Source organism: Streptomyces sp. NPDC059895, from assembly GCF_042731035.1.
Taxonomy (GTDB): domain Bacteria; phylum Actinomycetota; class Actinomycetes; order Streptomycetales; family Streptomycetaceae; genus Streptomyces.
This window is the reverse complement of sequence record NZ_JBHWKO010000001.1, coordinates 206,088-224,538: the sequence shown is the minus strand read 5'-3', so window position 1 is coordinate 224,538 and position 18,451 is coordinate 206,088. Positions and strand designations below refer to the sequence as shown.

Annotated in this window: 16 protein-coding genes; 7 read left to right on the top strand and 9 right to left on the bottom strand. The window is 74.1% G+C overall.

Features of this window, described 5'->3' with window-relative positions; genetic code table 11:
* The 3 genes from ACFV9M_RS01025 to ACFV9M_RS01015 all read left to right on the top strand — a co-directional run.
* Positions 1 to 816 (top strand): hypothetical protein (locus ACFV9M_RS01025; RefSeq protein WP_385102298.1); only part of this gene is annotated, 816 nt, incomplete at its 5' end.
* A 308-nt stretch (positions 817 to 1,124) separates the two neighbouring features.
* Positions 1,125 to 1,667 carry a GntR family transcriptional regulator gene (locus tag ACFV9M_RS01020; protein WP_385062221.1) on the top strand — a complete coding sequence of 181 codons (543 nt, stop codon included), beginning with the start codon at positions 1,125 to 1,127 and terminating at the stop codon, positions 1,665 to 1,667.
* On the top strand, positions 1,664 to 2,452 hold the full coding sequence (locus tag ACFV9M_RS01015; RefSeq protein ID WP_385062219.1) for a GntR family transcriptional regulator: 789 nt from the start codon (positions 1,664 to 1,666) through the stop codon (positions 2,450 to 2,452). Before ACFV9M_RS01020 ends, ACFV9M_RS01015 begins: the two co-directional genes overlap by 4 nt.
* Positions 2,453 to 2,495: 43 nt before the next feature.
* On the opposite strand, the gene ACFV9M_RS01010 is transcribed toward ACFV9M_RS01015, so the two are convergent.
* Entirely contained in the window at positions 2,496 to 2,948 is a 453-nt protein-coding gene (locus tag ACFV9M_RS01010; protein ID WP_385062217.1) for a MarR family winged helix-turn-helix transcriptional regulator, read from the bottom strand.
* A gap of 90 nt (positions 2,949 to 3,038) precedes the next feature.
* Here ACFV9M_RS01010 and ACFV9M_RS01005 point away from each other — a divergent pair, with 90 nt between their 5' ends.
* On the top strand, positions 3,039 to 4,058 hold the full coding sequence (locus ACFV9M_RS01005) for an NADP-dependent oxidoreductase (protein ID WP_385062216.1): 1,020 nt from the start codon (positions 3,039 to 3,041) through the stop codon (positions 4,056 to 4,058).
* Between the two features lie 146 nt (positions 4,059 to 4,204).
* On the opposite strand, the gene ACFV9M_RS01000 is transcribed toward ACFV9M_RS01005, so the two are convergent.
* Both ACFV9M_RS01000 and ACFV9M_RS00995 read right to left on the bottom strand, forming a co-directional pair.
* Positions 4,205 to 5,356: a serine hydrolase domain-containing protein gene (locus ACFV9M_RS01000; RefSeq protein ID WP_385062214.1), complete on the bottom strand. Its 1,152-nt coding sequence runs from the start codon at positions 5,354 to 5,356 to the stop codon at positions 4,205 to 4,207.
* Entirely contained in the window at positions 5,353 to 7,938 is a 2,586-nt protein-coding gene (locus tag ACFV9M_RS00995) for a M14 family zinc carboxypeptidase (protein ID WP_385062213.1), read from the bottom strand. Before ACFV9M_RS00995 ends, ACFV9M_RS01000 begins: the two co-directional genes overlap by 4 nt.
* A gap of 453 nt (positions 7,939 to 8,391) precedes the next feature.
* On the opposite strand from ACFV9M_RS00995, the gene ACFV9M_RS00990 reads away from it, so the two are divergent.
* Positions 8,392 to 9,192 carry an EI24 domain-containing protein gene (locus ACFV9M_RS00990; protein WP_385062211.1) on the top strand — a complete coding sequence of 267 codons (801 nt, stop codon included), beginning with the start codon at positions 8,392 to 8,394 and terminating at the stop codon, positions 9,190 to 9,192.
* Positions 9,193 to 9,293: 101 nt separating this feature from the next.
* Here the strand turns inward: ACFV9M_RS00990 and ACFV9M_RS00985 are convergent, their stop codons facing one another.
* Positions 9,294 to 10,565: a pyroglutamyl peptidase gene (locus ACFV9M_RS00985; protein WP_385062210.1), complete on the bottom strand. Its 1,272-nt coding sequence runs from the start codon at positions 10,563 to 10,565 to the stop codon at positions 9,294 to 9,296.
* A gap of 241 nt (positions 10,566 to 10,806) precedes the next feature.
* Positions 10,807 to 11,400, bottom strand: a complete 594-nt coding sequence (locus ACFV9M_RS00980) for a TetR/AcrR family transcriptional regulator (protein ID WP_385062209.1) — start codon at positions 11,398 to 11,400, stop codon at positions 10,807 to 10,809.
* Between the two features lie 106 nt (positions 11,401 to 11,506).
* On the opposite strand from ACFV9M_RS00980, the gene ACFV9M_RS00975 reads away from it, so the two are divergent.
* Positions 11,507 to 13,939, top strand: a complete 2,433-nt coding sequence (locus ACFV9M_RS00975; RefSeq protein ID WP_385062207.1) for a beta-glucosidase — start codon at positions 11,507 to 11,509, stop codon at positions 13,937 to 13,939.
* A 131-nt stretch (positions 13,940 to 14,070) separates the two neighbouring features.
* Here ACFV9M_RS00975 and ACFV9M_RS00970 read toward each other — a convergent pair whose 3' ends face one another.
* Both ACFV9M_RS00970 and ACFV9M_RS00965 read right to left on the bottom strand, forming a co-directional pair.
* Positions 14,071 to 15,039 (bottom strand): aldose epimerase family protein, encoded by a 969-nt coding sequence (locus ACFV9M_RS00970; protein WP_385062205.1) that lies wholly within the window; start codon positions 15,037 to 15,039, stop codon positions 14,071 to 14,073.
* 10 nt (positions 15,040 to 15,049) lie between these two features.
* Positions 15,050 to 15,943 (bottom strand): SGNH/GDSL hydrolase family protein, encoded by an 894-nt coding sequence (locus tag ACFV9M_RS00965; RefSeq protein WP_385062203.1) that lies wholly within the window; start codon positions 15,941 to 15,943, stop codon positions 15,050 to 15,052.
* A 299-nt stretch (positions 15,944 to 16,242) separates the two neighbouring features.
* Here ACFV9M_RS00965 and ACFV9M_RS00960 point away from each other — a divergent pair, with 299 nt between their 5' ends.
* Positions 16,243 to 16,737: a DUF3145 domain-containing protein gene (locus tag ACFV9M_RS00960; RefSeq protein WP_385062201.1), complete on the top strand. Its 495-nt coding sequence runs from the start codon at positions 16,243 to 16,245 to the stop codon at positions 16,735 to 16,737.
* An 87-nt stretch (positions 16,738 to 16,824) separates the two neighbouring features.
* On the opposite strand, the gene fabF is transcribed toward ACFV9M_RS00960, so the two are convergent.
* Positions 16,825 to 18,096 (bottom strand): beta-ketoacyl-ACP synthase II, encoded by a 1,272-nt coding sequence (gene fabF, locus ACFV9M_RS00955; protein WP_385062200.1) that lies wholly within the window; start codon positions 18,094 to 18,096, stop codon positions 16,825 to 16,827.
* A gap of 82 nt (positions 18,097 to 18,178) precedes the next feature.
* On the bottom strand, positions 18,179 to 18,427 hold the full coding sequence (locus tag ACFV9M_RS00950) for an acyl carrier protein (RefSeq protein WP_385062198.1): 249 nt from the start codon (positions 18,425 to 18,427) through the stop codon (positions 18,179 to 18,181).
* Positions 18,428 to 18,451 lie beyond the last annotated feature (24 nt).

Below are 18,451 nucleotides of genomic sequence, written 5' to 3'. Positions count from 1 at the left end.
GCGGGGACGCGGGCCCCTGACGCCGGTACGGGCACGCGGAAGGCCGAGACGGTCGCCCCCGAGGTCGCCGCGGCGGCCCCCGGCGCCGGGGCGGATGCCCCCGAGTCCGATACGGCGGCCCCCGGAACCGGAGGCCGGGCCGCCCGCCGCCGCGAGCAGGAACGCGGCCGGGGCCGGAGCCGGGGCCGGGGCCAGGCCCGAGGCCAGGGCCGGTCCCGTGGCGGGCGGTCCCACGGGCCGGTGCCCGCCGACGGCCCGGCCGACGACACCGCCGACGACCTTGCCGAGGGCGATGCGAGCCGTCGCGATCGCAAGGCCGCCGTCCACCGCCGGCGCCGCCGCCGCACCCTCCTGATCACCGCGGGCTTCGTTCTGGCGGCCGGCGGGCTGAGCCTGGCCGAGCTCGGCATCGACGGCCCCGGTCTCCCCGGCTCCCACCCGGCGGCGGCCGGGGGAGAGTCGACGGAGGCCGACGCCGACGAGCCCGCGGCGGGCACCACGGCGGAGCCCCTGGACGCCAGGTCGGACACCGGCGGCGACGGCGCCTCGGCCTCACCGGACCCCTCGGCCTCCGCCTCCGGCTCCGCGTCGGCGTCCGCCTCGGCGAGCGCGTCGGAGTCGTCGACGACCGGCCCGGACCAGGACCCCCAGTCGGCGACCGTCGTCCCGGTCACCTCCCCGACCACCTCCGGGTCCGACACCCCGGCGGACACCCCGTCCACCCCGGCGTCCGACCCCACGACATCGGAGCCGGCCCCGGAACCGGAACCTTCGCCTTCGGAAACGTGCGACCGGTTCCTCTGGTGGTGCAGCTGAGCGGAACGGATGCCGCCGTCAGGATGTCCCGGGGCCGGCGGTCGGTCTTGAAGACCGCCCACACCGTCCTGCCGACGGCGTGCTCGGTGACGCCCATGTCGTCGGCCGACTGCCTGGTCAGGTGCAACCCCCGTCCCGAGCACGCGAGGACGTCCGACGCCTGAGGGGCGACGAGCGGACCGCCGGTGTCCCGGACCCCCAGACGTGTCACCGTGCCGTCGAGCAGCAAGGCCGAGGCTGTGCGCCCGTAGTCGCCTAACGTGTTGGGCGCACGGTGAAGGAACGGGTCGGCCGTACAGGAGGACGCCGTGAGTACGAGTGGGTGGGTCAGCACCTCGTTGCCGTATCTGACGCCACGGAAGCAGGGGCGGGGTGACGCCTGGGCGGAGGAGGCGGAGGCCCAGGGGCGGCGTGGTACTCAGCGGATCGTCCACGCGGGCGAGGTGCCGGCTCCGGCGGACGTGGCGGGGCTGCTCGGGATCGAGGAAGGGGAGCCGGTGGTCGTGCGGCGGCGCCTGATCCTCCTCGACGATCAGCCGAACGAACGCACCGACACCTACTACCCGACCGCCATCGCCCGGGGCACCCGACTCGCCGGGACCGCCAGGATCCCGGGCGGAGCCGTCACGCTCCTCGCCGAACTGGGGCACGTGGGCGTCCTCGTGACGGAGGACGTGACCGCCGGAATGCCGGACGAGGAGGAGCGGGAAGCCCTGCGGACAGCCGCTGACGAGCCGGTCCTGCGGATCACTCGGCTGACCCGGGACCGCGACGACCGGCCGATCCAGGCCGACCGTATCGTGATGCCTGCCCCACGGCAGAGGCTGCGTTACGAGATCAGGATCGGATGACCGTGCCCAAGGCAGTACCGGAAGCCGCCGACCGCCGCTCGCTGCACGAGAGGATCGCGGCCGATCTGCGCGACGACATCATGAGCGGGGAGGTGGCGCCCGGAGCGAACCTGCCCTCCACGGTGCAGCTCAAGGAGCGCTTCGACGCGTCGAACGCCACCGTCCAGAAGGCCCTTCAGCTCCTGAAGGACGAAGGTCTGGTGGTCGGAAGGGCCGGCGCGGCCGTGACGGTCCGCGAACACCGCCAGCGCACGGTCCGCCCTGCCGCGCTCGCGGCGCCGGGCGCACCTGGAGAGCCCTTCCGCTGGCTCACCGAAGCGGCCAAGCACGGCACGCGCGCCCGCAGCGAACTGCTCGACGTGGGGGAGACCCGCCCACCGGCCGATGTCCGCGCCGCCTTCGGCCTCCCGGAGGACGGCACCGCCCTCCTCCGCAGCCAGCTCCTCCTGATCGACGAAGAGCCCGCCGAACTCGTCTACTCCTACTATCCGTTGGACATCGCCAGAGGTACGCCGCTGACGAACCGTCGGCGGATCAAGGGCGGAACGCCCGTGTTGCTCACGGAACTCGGTCACCCTCCTCGCCGCAGCGTGGACCGCGTCTCCGCGAGGGTTCCGACCCAGGAGCAGTACCAGGCGCTCCGCCTGACCAGCGGCATGCCGGTCCTGCGCACCCTGCGGCTCGTGCTCGGTGACCGGGAGACCCCGGTCGAGGTGACGGTCATGGTGAAGGCGGGGCATCTCTACGAAGCGCAGTACGAGTTCTCGGTCGGCTCGGCGGACTGAGGAGAAGGGGCGCCGTCCGAGGCTGCCGGAGGGGAAGGCGGCGTCAGTCGCCGTCCCCCGCAGGCGTCACCATCCGCCGCAGCAACCCCCGCAACACCCCCCGTTCCTCCTCCGTCAGCCCCGCCAGGGGCTCGCGGGCGAAGCGCAGGCCTTCGCGGAGGCCCTTGGCGACCCGGCGGCCCTCCTCGGTGGCGGCGGCCAGTTTGACGCGGCGGTCGGCCGGGTCGGGGCGGCGTTCGGCCAGGCCCCGGGCCTCCAGGCGGTCGACGATGCCGGTCACGTTGGACGGCTCGCACCTGAGCCGGTTCGCCAGCTTGCGCATGGGCAGCGGCTCCAGGGAGAGCAGGCTGAGCAGGCGGGCCTGGGCGCCGGTGAGGGCGTATGCGGCGGCGGCGTCCTCGTAGTCCTCGTGGAAGCGGGCCACGACCTCGCCGATCAGTTCGACGACCTCGAGGGTCAGGGCGTCGGGGCGGCGGGCCGGGGGTGAGGGTGCCATGGTGGACAGGGTACCCGGCTTACTTGACATCCTGAAATATTCAGACGCATGGTTGTTTCAGCTAGTGAAACATTCAGAGAGGCAACTCCCATGACCGACTCCGCCCTCCCCGCCACCGGCCGCGCATGGCGCCTGCTCAGCCGACCCGTCGGCTGGCCGAAGCCCGAGGACTTCGAGCTGGCCGAGGCGGAGGTACGGCGGCCCGGACCCGGCCAGGTCCTCGTCCGCAACGAGTACCTCTCCGTCGACCCCTACATGCGCGGCCGGATGAGCGCCGCCAAGTCCTACGTCGCCCCCTTCGAGCTGGGCAAGGTGATGCAGGGCGGCGCGGTCGGCGAGGTCGTCGCCTCCGAGGCCGAGGGCATCGCCCCGGGCGACCACGTCCTGCACTTCGGCGGCTGGCGCGAGTACGCCACCGTCGACGGCGGGCAGGCCGTCCGGGTCGACCCCGAGGCCGCGCCCCTCTCCACGTACCTGGGCGTCCTCGGCATGACCGGCCTCACCGCGTACGCGGGCCTGCTGCGCACCGCCTCCTTCAAGGAGGGCGACGCGGTGTTCGTGTCCGGCGCGGCGGGCGCCGTCGGCAGCCAGGTCGGGCAGATCGCCCGGCTGAAGGGCGCCTCGCGGGTCATCGGCTCCGCCGGGTCCGACGAGAAGGTCAAGCTGCTGGTCGAGGAGTACGGCTTCGACGCCGCGTTCAACTACCGCAACGGCCCGGTCGCCGAGCAGCTGCGCGAGGCCGCGCCCGACGGCGTCGACATCTACTTCGACAACGTCGGCGGCGACCACCTGGAGGCCGCCATCGGCTCCCTCAACCGGGACGGCCGGATCGCGGTCTGCGGCATGATCTCCGTCTACAACAACACCGAGCCCGCCCCCGGCCCGAAGAACCTCGTCCGCCTCATCCAGACCCGCGGCCGCATCGAGGGCTTCCTGGTCGGTGACCACTACGACCTCCAGCCGCAGTTCGTCCAGGAGGTCGGCGCCTGGGTCCGCTCCGGTGAGCTGAAGTACCGCGAGACGGTCGTCGAGGGCATCGAGAACAACCTGGAGGCGTTCTTCGGGGTCCTGCGCGGCGACAACACCGGGAAGATGATCGTCAAGCTGTAGTGCGGGCGGGGCGGCGAAAGCGCCGGGGCCGGCAGGGCCCGCGCCCTTCCGCGGAAGCAGCGCCACGCGCGTGGTGGCGTAGCCGCGCACGGCGCAGGCCGCACCCTCGGACCCGGGTGCGGCCTGCGCTGGTCACTCGATCGGGCTCAGCCCGCCAGCGCCGCCCGGTGCGCCGCCGCCACCAGCCGGTTGTTCTCCGGCGCGGCCCCGCCCGGGAAGGCGAACCGGCGCCGCGCGTACCCGTAGGCGAGCCCGCTGCGCGGGTCCGCGAACGCCTGGCAGCCGCCCGCCCCGCTGTGCCCGAACGCCCCCGCGCCGAGGAACGGGTACGAGGTGTCCGCCGTCGACTGGAAGCCCAGCCCGTACGACCTGTGGGCGCGGGCCACCACGTCGTGGCCGACGGAGTGGCACTGCCCGAACTCCGCCGCCGTGTCCTCCTTCAGCAGCGGCGCCTTCCCGCCGACCTCGCTGATCGCCGCCGCGTACAGCCCGGCGAGCCCGCGCGCCGACGCCACCCCGCCCACCGACGCCGGGCCCTTGGCGCGGATCAGCGGGTCGTTCGGCAGCAGTGCCAGGTCGGTCGGCTCGTCGCCGTGCCGGTTGAAGGCGATGGCGGCCAGGGTGTGCGGCCCGTCGGGCAGCGAGTCGAGCAGGGCCCGCTGCTCGGCGGTCGGCGCCATCGGCTGCGCGTCCCGGAAGCGCGGCTCGTACCCGTCCGGCAGCCCCAGGAAGAAGTCCAGCCCGTACGGGGCGCGCACCCGCTCCTCGTACACCTCCTGGAGGGTGCGTCCCGTCGCACGCCGTACGACCTCGCCGACGAGCGCGCCGATGACCAGCGCGTGGTAGCCGAAGACGGCGCCCGGGCGCCAGAACGGCCGCTGGTCGGCGAGGCGTTCGGCGATCTGCCGGTCGTCGGCCAGCTCCCGCGCGGAGAACCCGGTGTCCGCGCCGACCACTCCGGCCCGGTGCGCGAGCAGCTCGCGCAGGGTCAGCGCGCCCTTGCCCTCGGCCGCGAACTCCGGCCAGTAATAGGTGACCTTGCGGTCCAGCTCCAGCGTGCCCTCCTGCACGAGGAGCGCGACCACCAGGTACGCGGCGCCCTTGGTGGACGAGTACACGCCGTAGAGGGAGCCGGCGTCCGTGCCGTCCCCGGCCCACAGGTCGACGACCCGGCGGCCGTGCAGGTACACGCACAACTGGCCCTCGTAGTCGGGTCGCCCCGCCGCCACGAACGCGGCGAACTCCTCCCGCACCGCGTCAAAACCGTTCGCGACGGTGCCGTGGATCTCCTGTGTCATCCGCTCTCCTCAGCCAGACCGCTGCCTGTGTGTGCCATGGTGATCAAAGCCTGTGCGACCTGGGTGAACTCGCCCTTGGGATGGTCCCGGAAGAGGGGTTCCGTGCCGAACAGGACGGCGTGCGGCCCGCTCACGACGGCAGGCCGCCCGGCGGCGGCGCCGGGACCGCCCGAGCCGTCGGCCCGGGCCCGCCAGTGGCCGGAGACGAGCGGGTCGCCGGTGGCGTACGACTGCTCGACGCGCACCCCGGGGCCGAGGCCGGTGAACCACACCGGCGCGTAGACGAAGCCGTGGTCCGGGGCCCCGGCCGTCACCGGCCCCGAGTTGACCACCCGCACCACGCCGTTGGCCTCCTCGGCGCCCCGTACGGCCGTCACGTCCAGCAGCCCGGCGCCCGTGGCGAGCGCGGCCCCCTCGGCGCCCCGGCCGACCAGGCCGTGCCCGGCGAGGAAGGCGTCCAGGGCGGTGCGGGCGGCCCCGCTCAGCGCGGCCCGGTCCAGCCCGGTCGACACGAACAGCACGTCCACCGACGACCAGTCGAAACCGGCGTCGAGGCGGGCCGTGGAGACCGGCGTGACGTCGAAGCCCATCTCGCGCAGCGCGAACAGCTCACCGGCCGTGACGGCGGCGGCGATCCGGACGCGGTGCAGGGGAGTGGTGCCGGTGACGGCGGCCGAGGTGGCCGTGGTGGCCGAGGTGAAGGAGACGTCGTACGCGCGGGCGGCGCTGGCCGCCCGCGCGCGCGCCGACGCCGGGACGACCGCGCTGCCGTCCGCGTCCCGCCGTACCGCGATCCCGGCCCGCAGCAGGGAGTTGAGGGCCGCGACCGCGCCCGGGTCGTCCAGTCGCAGCCGCAGGTCGCCGCGCGGGGCGACCGTGCCGGCCGGGGCGGCCCCGGTCACCGCCCGCAGCGGGGCGCCGGTCGGGGAACCGCCGTGGACGGCCACCACCCGCGCGCCCCACAGCCGTCCCAGGCTCCAGCCCGAGATGTCGTACATCACCGACACCCGGCCGCTGATGTCCCGGCCGTCGGCGAGCAGCACGTTCGCCAGCCCCCGCTTGGGCTGGCGCATGTCGACGACGTACGAGCCCCGCGGGTACGTCCGTCCGTCGAGCCGGAAGGAGCGGCTCGCCCGGGTGACGCGGACGTCGTTGGCGAGGAGGTGGTCGACGAGGCGGGCGGTGGCGGTGGGCGTCGGGCCGGCCGGGAGGACGTAGGCGCGCGGGAACGCGGTCGTCCAGACGTCCTCGGGGCCGATGCCCGGGACGCCCGGCACGGTCCGTTCCGACACCGGCACCTGCGCGGCACCGGCGGCCCCGCGCCGGAACACCTCGATCTGGTCGGCGACGAGGGAGGGGCCCCGCTCGCGGACGAAGTCGAGGGTGGCGCGGAGGGCGGCGCCGGCCACCTGCACGTTGATCGCGGACCGGCGGCGCAGCTCGCCGGCCGGCAGACCGGTGTAGGCCGCGTTGTTCACCTGGAGCGGGATCTCGACCGTGTGCGCGGCGACCGCGCCGTGGAAGGCCGCGTACTGCGGGGTGAAGACCGGCGGCCAGTCGTCCCAGCCCTCCGCCTGGTCGCGGAACGGGATCTGCGCGGGCCGCACGCCGTCCTTCGCGGGGGTGAGGCCGAGGGCGTCGACGGCGGCCTCCATGCCGAGGGCGTTGGCATAGGAGTTCTTCAGGAAGAGGTCGTACTCGTAGTTCTCGCCGTGCGGCGGGGTGGTCGGCTCGATGAGGGTGCCGTTGACGTAGCCGTGCAGGTCGAGCACGACGGCCGGCTGCTTGGCGATCTCGATCTGCCGCACCGCGCGCGTCTCGGGCTGGGAGGCGGTGACGGCGTCCCGGTTCAGGTCGAAGCCGACCGCGTTCGCGCGGGTGCCGGCGATCCGGCCGTCCGGGTTGGCGGTGATGTTGAAGTAGAGGCGGCTGTGGGCGAGGAGGTCGCGGGTCGCCGCGTCGTCCGCGGTGGCGAGCCGCTCGACGAGCTCCAGGGAGGCGTCGGTGCCCTCCCACTCGTTGCCGTGGATGTTGCCGTTGACGAAGACGGGCGTCTTGTAGGCCGACTTCAGGGCGGGGTCCGCGGCGGCCGCGGCGGGCGCGTTCTCGATGAGTTCGCGCATCCGCTCCTGGTCGCGGGTCTGGCGGGCGGTCTCCGGCGCGGTGACGGTGACGAGGTAGAGCCGGTGCCCGCCCGCCGAGCGGCCGGCGACCTCGACGCTCACCCGGTCGCCGAGCGCCTGAAGGGTGTTCAGCCGCGGGGCGATGGCGTGGTACGGGACGAGGCCCAGCCTGAGGGACGCGTCGGCGGGGTTCTCGGGGTCGGCGCTGAGTACCTGCTGCCGGGGGTAGCCGCGGACGGAGTCGGCGGCGGACAGGTCGGTGACGGGCGCGGTGAGCGCCTGCCGGGTGGTCGCCGCGGGCGGCCCGGCGACGGCCGTGTCCGCGCCGGATCCCTCCCGGGTCACGGGTTTCGGGCCGGCGCCGGCGGTGGCCGGGGCGAGCAGAAGGGCCCCCGCGGCCGTGACGGCGAGGGCGGCGATCAGGACAGGCCGGGCCGGGGTGGTTCTCGTGGTGCACACGTGTACCTCCGCTGACTTCCTGTGCTCGGGTGCTGCCGGAGACCGGTACGGCGAGATGTACCTGTTCGACTCAACTGCAACAAGAGGGGGTTGGTGTCACCGATAGCCCGGATGGCCTAGGAAAGAACCCGCGGGCACCCGGGCGTGCGCCCGGCAGCCGTCCGGGCGTGCGGCCGACGGACGGTCAGACGGGGCTCCGGGCCGGCGGCCGACGGACGGTCAGACGGGGCTCCGGGCCCGGCGGCCGACGGACGGTCAGACGGAGATCCGCCGCCTGCGGCCAGACGGTCGGTCAGACAAAGCGCCGAGCGTGCGGCCGGACGGTCGGTCGGACGGGCCTCCGTGACGGATCGTCGACTCCGCCGCCGGGCGCGCGGCGGCCGAGCGGTGCGCACCACCGGCCCGCTCCAGCACGACCGGGGACGATGTGCACCCGCCCGATAGAGTGCGGACATGCGCGATCTCGGGGCGGGTTTCAGGTACCTGGTGGCGGGCCAGCGGTGGGTGGCCCGGCACGGCAGGCAGTACGGGTTCGGACTCCTGCCGGGGCTGATCACACTCGTCCTCTACGTGGGCGCGCTGGTGGCGCTCGCGGTGTGGGGCGGGGACGCCGTGACGTGGGCGACGCCGTTCGCCGACGACTGGTCGAGCCCGTGGGGCGGGCTGTTCCGCGGGTTCCTCACGGTCGTGCTGTTCGCCCTGGCCCTGCTCCTCTCCGTCCTGACCTTCACCGCCGTCACCCTGCTCCTCGGGCAGCCCTTCTACGAGAGCCTCTCCGAGAGGGTCGACCGTGACGTCTCGCCCGACGGCACGGCACCGGAGTCGGGGCTGCCGCTCTGGCGCGAGCTGTGGATCTCGGCCCGCGACAGTGCGCGCATCGTGGTCCGGGCCCTGCTGTGGGCCGTGCTGCTGTTCGCCCTCGGGTTCGTCCCGTTCCTCGGGCAGACCGTCGTGCCCGTGATCGGGTTCTTCGTCACCGGCTTCTTCCTCACCGAGGAGCTCACCGCCGTGGCCCTCCAGCGCAGGAACGTCGACCTGCGCGCCCGCCTCACCCTGCTGCGCTCCCGCAAGACGCTGGTCTGGGGCTTCGGCACGCCGCTCGGACTGGCGTTCCTGGTGCCCTTCGTGGCGGTGTTCCTGATGCCGGGCGCGGTCGCCGGCGCGACCCTCATGGCGCGGGACCTGCTGGGGGAGGAGACCCGGGACGGCGAGGCCGCCGACGACGACCGCGAGGAGGCGAACGCCCGGCCGTGACCGGCCGCGCGCGGCGCCCGCCCGGCCGTGACCGGCCGCGCGCGGCGCCCGCCCGGTCACGATCGTGTGCGGCGCCCGGCCCGGACCCGCCCGCCCCGGCGTCAGCCCCCCGTGCCCTCCGCCGCGCCGAGCGCCACCGCCACGATCGCCCGCACCTGGGCGATGATGTCCAGCCGGTTGCGCACGAACTCCGGGTCGGTCACCGTCCCGGTCGCCGGATCGGTGTTCCCGGTGCCGAACCGGAGGACCGGCGTGTGGAGGTGCCCGCCCGGCAGCGTGCCGCGCAGACCGAGCCGGTCCCGCAGCAGGGTGGCCCGGTAGGCGATCTCGTTGGAGAGGTAGTTCCCGCCGCCCCCGGCCCGCGCGGTCGACCCCGGGGTGGGCCCGTCCGGCCGGACCACGGGCGCGGTCCCCCCGGCCGGGATCTCGGTCACACCCGTGTTGTCGAGGACCGGGAAGCGGCCGGTGTCCGCCGCCACGATCTCCCAGTAGGGCAGGGTCGTCGTCGTCCACTGCGGCTGCGAGGCCGGGTCGGCGACCGGGACCGTCTCCGTCCTGCTCACGTTCTCGTTGTCCGGGAAGCCGCCCCGCCAGGCCCCGTTGGTCCGCTCGACGTCGAAGCGGCCGACGCGCCCCTGGCTCACGGTCGCGAACAGGTCCACGTGCCTCAGGTGCGGCCGCAGCGTCCGTTCCACCGTGCCCTCGGCGAAGTCCCCCCAGCGCACCGGGAACACGGCCGCCTCCACCCGGGCCGGCCCGTCCGCCGTCTCGATCACCGTGCCGTCGAGGGCCAGCGCGGCCGCCCCGGACGGGTTGGAGATGCGGATGTCCTGGTCCAGGGTGAACGGGTCGAAGCCGGTGATCAGCACCCGCTTGAGGCCCTCGCCGCCGAGGCGGCGGAAGCCGATGTCGTCCTGGCCGCGCGAGGCGCGCTCCAGGCCGGCCAGCAGTGCCGTCCGTTGCGCCCTGGTGAGCCCGAACTCCGGCTCCCAGGTGCGCACTTCCCGGGTCAGCGCCAGCCGCGCCCAGTACAGCGGCCGGTCGTCGTCCCGGCTGAGCTCCCCGCCGGCCGGGCCCCGCGCCTGCGCCCGGTCCACGGCCCGCCGCCACAGCGCCGCGCCCTCGCGGGCGACGGCACGGCGGGCCTGTGCGAGGGAGGGGGCGGCCGCCAACTGCCGGGCGAGGCGCGGCGCGGCCGTGTCGAACCCGGAGGCCGCGAGGATCTCCCCGGGGACGGCCCGGTCGAGCCGCCGCTCCTCGACGCCGGGCGCGGGGGCGGCGTCGGGGACCGCGCAGGCCGCGGTCGCCGGGGCCGAGAGGCAGGCCACGAGGGCCAGGCCGAGGACACCGATGCGAACTCGTAAGCGGTGCAAGGTACTTGGGGTCCTTCCGTCGCTGCGGGGCGCGCGTCGCGCTGGAACGGCGGAAGTATCGCGTGGCGGCTGTGCTCCACGCCATGGGGCCCGTCGGGCTTCAGCCCGGTTCCACGCCATGGGGCCCGTCGGGCTTCAGCCCGGTTCCATGCCATGGGGCCCGTCGGGCTTCAGCCCGGTTCCATGCCATGGGGCCCGTCGGGCTTCAGCCCGGTTCCATGCCATGGGGCCCGTCGGCTCCTCAGTCCAGGCCCTCGCCCAGGTCCTCGCCCAGCAGCCGCAGGAAGTCCCGGAACGCGCCCGGCATGTCGACCGACTCCGGGTCCAGCAGCCACTGGAACTGCAACCCGTCCATCACCGCCACCAGCAGGGGAGCGGTCCGCTCCGGCGTGAGGCCGTTGGGCAGCCGCTCGCCGTACTCGGTGCGCAGCACCGCCGCCATGTTCGCCCGGACCTGGGTGTAGCGCTCGGTGAAGTACCGCCGGGCCGGGTGCCCCTCGGTGACGCTCTCGCCGAGCAGCGCGGAGAAGGTCTGGACGATGCCGGGCCGCATCGCGTTGTACTCGACCAGCGAGGCCAGCAGGTCGACCCGCCACCGGGTGTCCGGCACCGCGTCCCACTGGTCGCGCTCCTCCAGCACGGCGACGAGCAGCGCGTCCTTCGTCGGGAAGTGGTGCAGCAGCCCCTGCTGGGTCAGCCCCACCCGCTCGGCCACGGCGGCCAGACTCGCCCCCCGGTAGCCGCGCTCGGCGATCACCTCCAGGGCCGCGCGCACGATCTCGGCGCGCCGCTCCCCACTTCTGACCCGGCCACTCATGGCGCCACCGTACGTCATCCGGCCCACCCTGAAATAACAGGATGGTAACGAAACCTACCGCGTTACAGGCAATGGATGCACGATGGAGTCACTGCACTGCACGACTCAACGAGGAGGCGCCGCGATGGCGGACAACGAGGCGGTCGTCGAGGCGGCCCTCGGCAAGCTCGATCTGGAGGCCAAGAGCCGGCTGCTGGCCGGCCAGGACATGTGGTCCCTGCCCGCCCTGCCGGAGATCGGTCTGGCGTCCCTGGTGATGTCCGACGGCCCGATCGGCGTACGGGGCGTGCGCTGGACCGCCGACGACCCGTCCGTCGCGCTGCCCTCCCCGACCGCCCTGGCCGCCACCTGGGACCCCGCGCTCGCCCACCGGGCCGGTGTGCTGCTGGCCCAGGAGGCCCGCCGCAAGGGCGTCCACGTCCTGCTCGCCCCCACGGTCAACCTGCACCGCTCCCCGCTCGGCGGCCGCCACTTCGAGGCCTACAGCGAGGACCCGTACCTCACCGGCCGCATCGGCACCGGATACGTCCGCGGCGTCCAGTCCGGCGGCGTCGGCACCACCGTCAAGCACTTCGTCGCCAACGACGCCGAGACCGACCGCTTCACCGTGAACAACCTGGTCGGCGAACGCGCCCTGCGCGAGCTGTACCTGGCGCCCTTCGAGGCCATCGTGGAGAACGCCCACCCCTGGGGCATCATGACCGCCTACAACACGGTCAACGGCACCACGATGACCGAGCACCACCACCTCGTGAACGAGGTCCTGCGCGGCGAGTGGGGCTTCGACGGCTTCAACGTCTCCGACTGGATGGCCGCCCGCGACACCGTCGGCGCCCTCCGCGGCGGCCTCGACGTCGCCATGCCCGGCCCGCGGACCGTGTACGGCGAGGCCCTCGCCGAGGCGGTACGGGACGGCCGGCTCGACGAGTCCGAGGTCGACGACGCCGTCCGCCGCGTCCTGCGGCTGGCCGCCCGCGTCGGCGCCCTCGCCGGCGCCGAACCCGCCGTCGCCGAACCGCCCGCCGCCGTCGACGGCGAGGCCCTCGCCCGCGAACTCGCCCGCCGCTCCTTCGTCCTCGTCCGCAACGAGAACGGCGCCCTTCCCCTCAAGACCGGCACGGTCGCCCTCATCGGCGCCGCCGCCCGCGACGCCCGGGTCCTGGGCGGCGGCTCCGCCACCGTCTTCCCGACGCACATCGTCTCCCCGCTCGACGGCCTCACCGCCGCCCTGCCCGAGGGCACGCTCAACTACGTCGTCGGCGCCGACCCCACCACCGAACTCGCCGTCGCCGACAAGGGGTTCACCCTGCGCGCCGTCTGCCGGGACGCCGACGGAGAGGTGATCGGCACCGGCTCCGTGCCCAACGGGCAGATCCAGTGGATGGGCGACGACCTCCCCGACGGCGTCACCCACGACCGCCTCCACACCGTCGAACTGACCGGCACCTTCACCCCGCGCACCACCGGCCGGCACACCTTCGGCGTCAAGGGCGTCGGCGCCTTCGCCCTCACCGTCGCCGGCACGACGCACTTCGACGGCCCCCAGGTGCCCGCCGACGTCAGCGACCCCTTCGAGGCGTTCTTCGGCGCCCCGGTGCCCCGCGCCGAGGTCGACCTGACCGCCGGGGAGAGCGCCGAGATCTCCCTCACCTACGTCTTCGAGCTCCCCGAGAACATCCCGCTGAAGGTGATCGCCTTCGCCCTCGCCCACCAGGAGCCGCAGCGCGACGCGGACGAGCTGATCGCCGAGGCCGTCGAGGCGGCCCGCGCCGCCGACACGGCGGTGGTCGTGGTCGCCACCACCGACCGGGTCGAGTCCGAGGGCTTCGACCGCGCCGACCTGAGGCTGCCCGGCCGCCAGGACGACCTGGTCCGGGCCGTCGCCGCCGCCAACCCGAACACGGTCGTGGTCGTCAACTCCGGCTCCCCGGTGGAACTCCCCTGGCGCGAGGACGTCGCCGCCGTCCTGCTGAGCTGGTTCCCCGGCCAGGAGGGCGGCGCGGCCCTCGCGGACGTCCTCACCGGCGCCCACGAGCCCGGCGGCCGCCTCCCCACCACCTGGGGCTCCCTCGCCGACGCCCCCGTCACCCAGGTCACCCCCGAGAACGGCGAACTCCCCTACACCGAGGGCGTCTTCATCGGCTACCGGGCCTGGGAGAAGCAGGGCCGCACCCCCGCCTACCCCTTCGGCCACGGCCTCGGCTACACCGACTGGGCCTACGAGTCGGTCGAGGCGGACGGCACCACGCTGAAGATCCGCGTCCGCAACACCGGCGAGCGGGCCGGCCGCGAGGTCGTCCAGGTCTACCTCGCTCCGACGGACACGGGCACGGGCACGGACCCGGCCCCGGAGCGCCCGGCACGCCTGCTGGCCGGCTTCGCGACCGTCGAGGCCGGACCGGGCGAGAGCGCCGAGGCCGTCGTCGACCTCGCGCGGCGCGCCTTCGAGGTCTGGGACGAGGACGCCCACGGGTGGTTCTTTGTGAAGGGTTCGTACGAAATCCAGGTGGGTAGGTCCCTCACGGACCGCAGGATCACCGCGACGATTACCGTCTGACGCGGAGGTTCTCACCACCCCTGGAGCAGCCCCGGTCCGGGACCTGACCCCTGGACCGGGGCTCGTACGTTTTTTCAGGGCCGCTGCCGCCGTCGCCGTCGCCGTCGCCGTCGGCGCCCCGGCGCGCCGTCCTACCGCGCCGAGAAGCCGTACACCGTCTCCGACCGGTACACCTCGCCCGGCCGCAGCACGGTGCTCGGGAACTCCGGCCGGTTCGGGGAGTCCGGGAAGTGCTGGGTCTCCAGCGCGATGCCGGCGCCCGGCGCGAACGGCTCGCCGAGGTGGTCCGCCGTGTACACCTGGACGCCCGGTTCGGTCGTCGCCACCGTCAGCACCCGCCCGGACGCCGGGTCGTGCAGCTCGGCCACCTCCACGGGCGTCTCGGTGACGCCCTTGTCCAGCACGAAGTTGTGGTCGTAGCCGGAGCCGGTCTTGCGGGCCGTACGGAAGTCGAAGCGGGTGCCCGCCACCTCCGCGACCCCGGTCGGGATCAGGTCCGCGTCGACCGGCGTGTACCGGGAGGCCGCCAGTCGCAGCTCGTGCCCGCCCGCGTGCCCCGCGCCCGCGAGGTTGAAGTAGCTGTGGTTGGTCAGGTTCACCGGGGTCGGCGCGTCGGTGACCGCCTCGTACGCGATGCTCAGCGCGCCCGACGCCCCGAGCGTGTACGTCGCCGTGACCTGCAGACGGCCCGGGAAGCCCTCCTCGCCGTCCGGACTGACCCGGCGCAGCCGCAGCCCGTGCTCGACGGGCTCCACGTCCCACCCCCGCTTGTCGAAGCCGCGCTCCCCGCCGTGCAGCGAGTTGGGCGCGTTGTTCGGCGCGAGCGGGTACGCCACCCCGTCCAGCGTGAAACGGGCGTGCGCGATCCGGTTCGCGTACCGTCCGACGAGGGCGCCGAGGTAGGGCTCGGGGTGCGCGAGGTAGCCGTCCAGGTCCGCGAACCCCAGCACCACGTCCGCCGGCCGGCCCTCCCGGTCCGGCACCTCGACCGACTGCACGATCCCGCCGTACGACAGGACCCGCACCCGGACGCCCGCCCGCTCCAGGGTCCAGCGGCGGACCGGGGTGCCGTCGGAAAGTGTTCCGAAGTGTTCGCTCATGGTGGAAACTCTAGGTCACCCCGCTGCGGGCGGTGACCTGGCGGTATGCGATCTCGGCCAGCCGGGCCTGGCCGTTCGTGCTCGGGTGGAACCAGTCCCAGTGGCTCAGCTGGTCGGTGCCGAAGCGGTACTCGTACACGGCGCCGCCGTCGAAGCGGCACCGCAGGTCCTTCGCGCAGACCTCCTTCAGCACCGTGTTGTAGTCCTCCACCCGCTGCTGCACCGTCGCCCGGCGCAGGTTCGCCGCGGAGTCCAGCGCGTCCGCGTCGCCCAGCATCGACGGGCAGATGCCCAGCTTCCATACCTGCTTGCCCAGCGCGTTGGTCCGCCCCTGTGCCCACAGCCGCTTCAGGTTCGGCACGCTCGCCACGTACACCTGCGCCTTCGGTGCCGCCCGGCGCAGCGTGCGCAGCGCGTCCTGGAACTGGGCGCGGAAGTCGGCCACCGGCGTCATCGCCTCCGCGGACGCCCGGCAGGCGTCGTTCGCCCCGGCCATGACCGTCACCAGCGCGGGCCCGCGCGCCGCGGCCCGCCTCATCTGGGCCGGCAGGTCCGCCATGCGCGACCCGGTCTCCGCGTAGTTCCAGCTGTGCGTCGCCGCCCGCGCCGCCCCCAGCAGCCGGACGGCCAGACTGTTCACCTCGGCGCTGCCGCCGGTCGCCCAGGACACCTCGGGGCAGTCCGACAGGACCGTACAGGCGTCGAAGCCACGGGTGATGGAGTCGCCCACCGCGGCGAGCGAGGCCGGGCTGCTGTCCCACACCGGCGTCGGCGACGCCCGGCGCGCCTGCGAGGCCGACGGCCCGGGGCCGTCCCCGCCCGCGTCACAGCCCGCCGCGCCGCCCAGCACGGCGGCCGCCGCGACGGCGACGACCGCCCGCGAGCGGTGGCTTCGCTTCCGCATCCCCTGCTGTCCCCTCGGTCGTCGGCACGTCCCCGGCCGGACGGGTCGCCGGCCCCACCCATGACAACGTCCGGAGGTTCCCGCGGCCCGCCCGACGCGCCCCGCCCGCCCCTTCGGAAGCAACTGAACACTCCCGCACAGGCGTCCTGCCGGGTGAATGGCGGGCGTTTCGCGGCACCGGGACCGACGGTACGTCACACTCCTTGCGCCGCCGCACGGTAGCCTCGCCATCAACGTGGCTGCCCGGCCACCGCCGCCATGCCGGCCTGCACACCTGTCCGCTCTGCCCGGAGGTCCCGGTGACGACACGTGGAGTTCTGTACGTGCACTCCGCGCCGCGCGCGCTGTGCCCGCACGTCGAGTGGGCCGTCGCCGGGGTGCTCGGCACGCGCGTCAACCTCGACTGGATCCGGCAGCCGGCCGCGCCCGGCACCTGGCGCTCGGAGTTCTCCTGGCAGGGACAGGCGGGCACCGCCTCCAAGCTCGCCTCCGCGCTGCGCGGCTGGCACCTGCTGCGCTTCGAGGTCACCGCCGAGCCCTGCGCCACGGCCGAGGGCGAGCGCTACAGCTGCACCCCCGACCTCGGCATCTTCCACGCCGTCACCGGCATCCACGGCGACATCCTCATCCCCGAGGACCGGCTGCGCGCCGCCCTGCTGCGCTCCCAGCGCGACGAGACGGACCTGGAGGCGGAGATCGCCAAGCTCCTCGGCAAGCCCTGGGACGACGAACTGGAGCCGTTCCGGTACGCCGGCGAGGGAGCGCCCGTCCGCTGGCTCCACCAGGTCGTCTGAGCCGTCGTCCGCCCTCTCCGGGCCCCGCTCGGCACGAAGGCCCCCACCCGGACCGGGTGGGGGCCTTCGCGCGCGTACAGGCGCTTCTCAGACCGTGCGGAACGCCAGCACCACGTTGTGCCCGCCGAAGCCGAACGAGTCGTTGAGGGCGGCGATACGGCCCTCGACGGGCAGCTTGCGGGCCTCGCCGCGGACGATGTCCGCGGCGGCCTCGGCCTCCGGGTCGAGGTTCTCCACGTTGATGGTCGGCGGAGCCAGCCGGTGGTACAGCGCGAGGATCGCCGCGACGGACTCCACGCCGCCCGCGCCGCCCAGCAGGTGACCGGTCATCGACTTCGTGGCGGAGACCGCCATGTGGTCGGCGTCGTCGCCGAACACCTTGCGCAGCGCCTTCAGTTCGGCCACGTCACCGGCCGGCGTCGACGTCGCGTGCGCGTTGACGTGCACGATCTCCGCCGGGTCCAGGTCGGTGCGCTCCAGCAGGTTCTGCAGGGCGTGCGCGATGCCGCGGCCCTCCGGCTCCGGCTGCACGATGTCGTGGCTGTCGGCGGAGATGCCCTGGCCGACCGCCTCCGCGTACACCCGCGCCCCGCGCGCGGCGGCGTGCTCGGCGGACTCCAGGACGATCACGCCGGCGCCCTCGCCCAGGACGAAGCCGTCGCGGGCGGTGTCGTAGGGACGCGAGGCGCCCTGCGGGTCGTCGTTGTTCTTGGACATCGCCATCATGTTGCCGAACGCGGCGATGGGCAGCGGGTGGATCGCCGCCTCCGTACCGCCGGCGACGACGATGTCGGCGCGCCCGGTGCGGATCATCTCGATGGCGTAGCCGATGGCCTCGGCGCCCGAGGCGCACGCGGAGACCGGCGTGTGCACGCCCGCGCGGGCGCCCACGAGCAGGCCCACGTTGGCGGACGGGCTGTTCGGCATCAGCATGGGGACGGTGTGCGGGGAGACGCGGCGGACGCCCTTCTCCTTCAGCACGTCGTACTGGTCCAGCAGGGTCGTCACACCGCCGATGCCGGAGGCGATGACCGCGCCGAGCCGGTCCGGGTCGACGGACGAGTCCTCGCCCGCCTTGCCCTCGAAACCGGCGTCCTTCCACGCTTCCTGGGCCGCGATCAGCGCGAACTGCGCCGAGCGGTCCAGCTTGCGGGCCTGCGGCCGCGGGATGACCTCGGTGGGCTCCACGGCGACCGGGGCCGCGATCCTGACGGCCTGGTCGGCCGCCCAGTCCTGCTCCAGGGGCTTGACGCCGGACTTGCCGGCGATCAGACCCTCCCAGGTAGAGGCTGCGTCGCCACCCAGCGGTGTGGTTGCGCCGATACCGGTGACGACCACGGTGCGATTGGTCGGGCTCACGGGAATTCTTTCTCCAACGATCGGGATTCAGCGGCGCCACCGCCGGGTGGCGGGGCAGTCGGCCCTAGGGCCGAGGGGTCACTCAGCCCTGGTGCGTGAGGATGTAGTTGGTCGCGTCGCCGACCGTCTTGAGGTTCTTGACGTCCTCGTCCGGGATCTTGACGTCGAAGCGCTCTTCGGCGGCGACGACGACCTCGACCATGGACAGGGAGTCGACGTCCAGGTCGTCGGTGAAGGACTTGTCCAGCTCGACGTCCTCGACCGGGATCCCGGCGATCTCGTTCACGATCTCGGCGAGACCGGCGACGATCTCCTTCTCAGTGGCGGCCATGTCGGCGCTCCTTCGTAGCTGTTC

Coding starts and splice junctions, on each gene's coding strand:
- ACFV9M_RS01010 (WP_385062217.1), bottom strand. CDS start 2,948: ATGGCACCCTCACCCCCGGCCCGCCGCCCCGACGCCCTGACCCTCGAG.
- ACFV9M_RS00975 (WP_385062207.1), top strand. CDS start 11,507: ATGGCGGACAACGAGGCGGTCGTCGAGGCGGCCCTCGGCAAGCTCGAT.
- ACFV9M_RS00950 (WP_385062198.1), bottom strand. CDS start 18,427: ATGGCCGCCACTGAGAAGGAGATCGTCGCCGGTCTCGCCGAGATCGTG.
- ACFV9M_RS01015 (WP_385062219.1), top strand. CDS start 1,664: ATGACCGTGCCCAAGGCAGTACCGGAAGCCGCCGACCGCCGCTCGCTG.
- ACFV9M_RS00980 (WP_385062209.1), bottom strand. CDS start 11,400: ATGACGTACGGTGGCGCCATGAGTGGCCGGGTCAGAAGTGGGGAGCGG.
- ACFV9M_RS01005 (WP_385062216.1), top strand. CDS start 3,039: ATGACCGACTCCGCCCTCCCCGCCACCGGCCGCGCATGGCGCCTGCTC.
- ACFV9M_RS00970 (WP_385062205.1), bottom strand. CDS start 15,039: ATGAGCGAACACTTCGGAACACTTTCCGACGGCACCCCGGTCCGCCGC.
- ACFV9M_RS00990 (WP_385062211.1), top strand. CDS start 8,392: ATGCGCGATCTCGGGGCGGGTTTCAGGTACCTGGTGGCGGGCCAGCGG.
- ACFV9M_RS01000 (WP_385062214.1), bottom strand. CDS start 5,356: ATGACACAGGAGATCCACGGCACCGTCGCGAACGGTTTTGACGCGGTG.
- ACFV9M_RS00965 (WP_385062203.1), bottom strand. CDS start 15,943: ATGCGGAAGCGAAGCCACCGCTCGCGGGCGGTCGTCGCCGTCGCGGCG.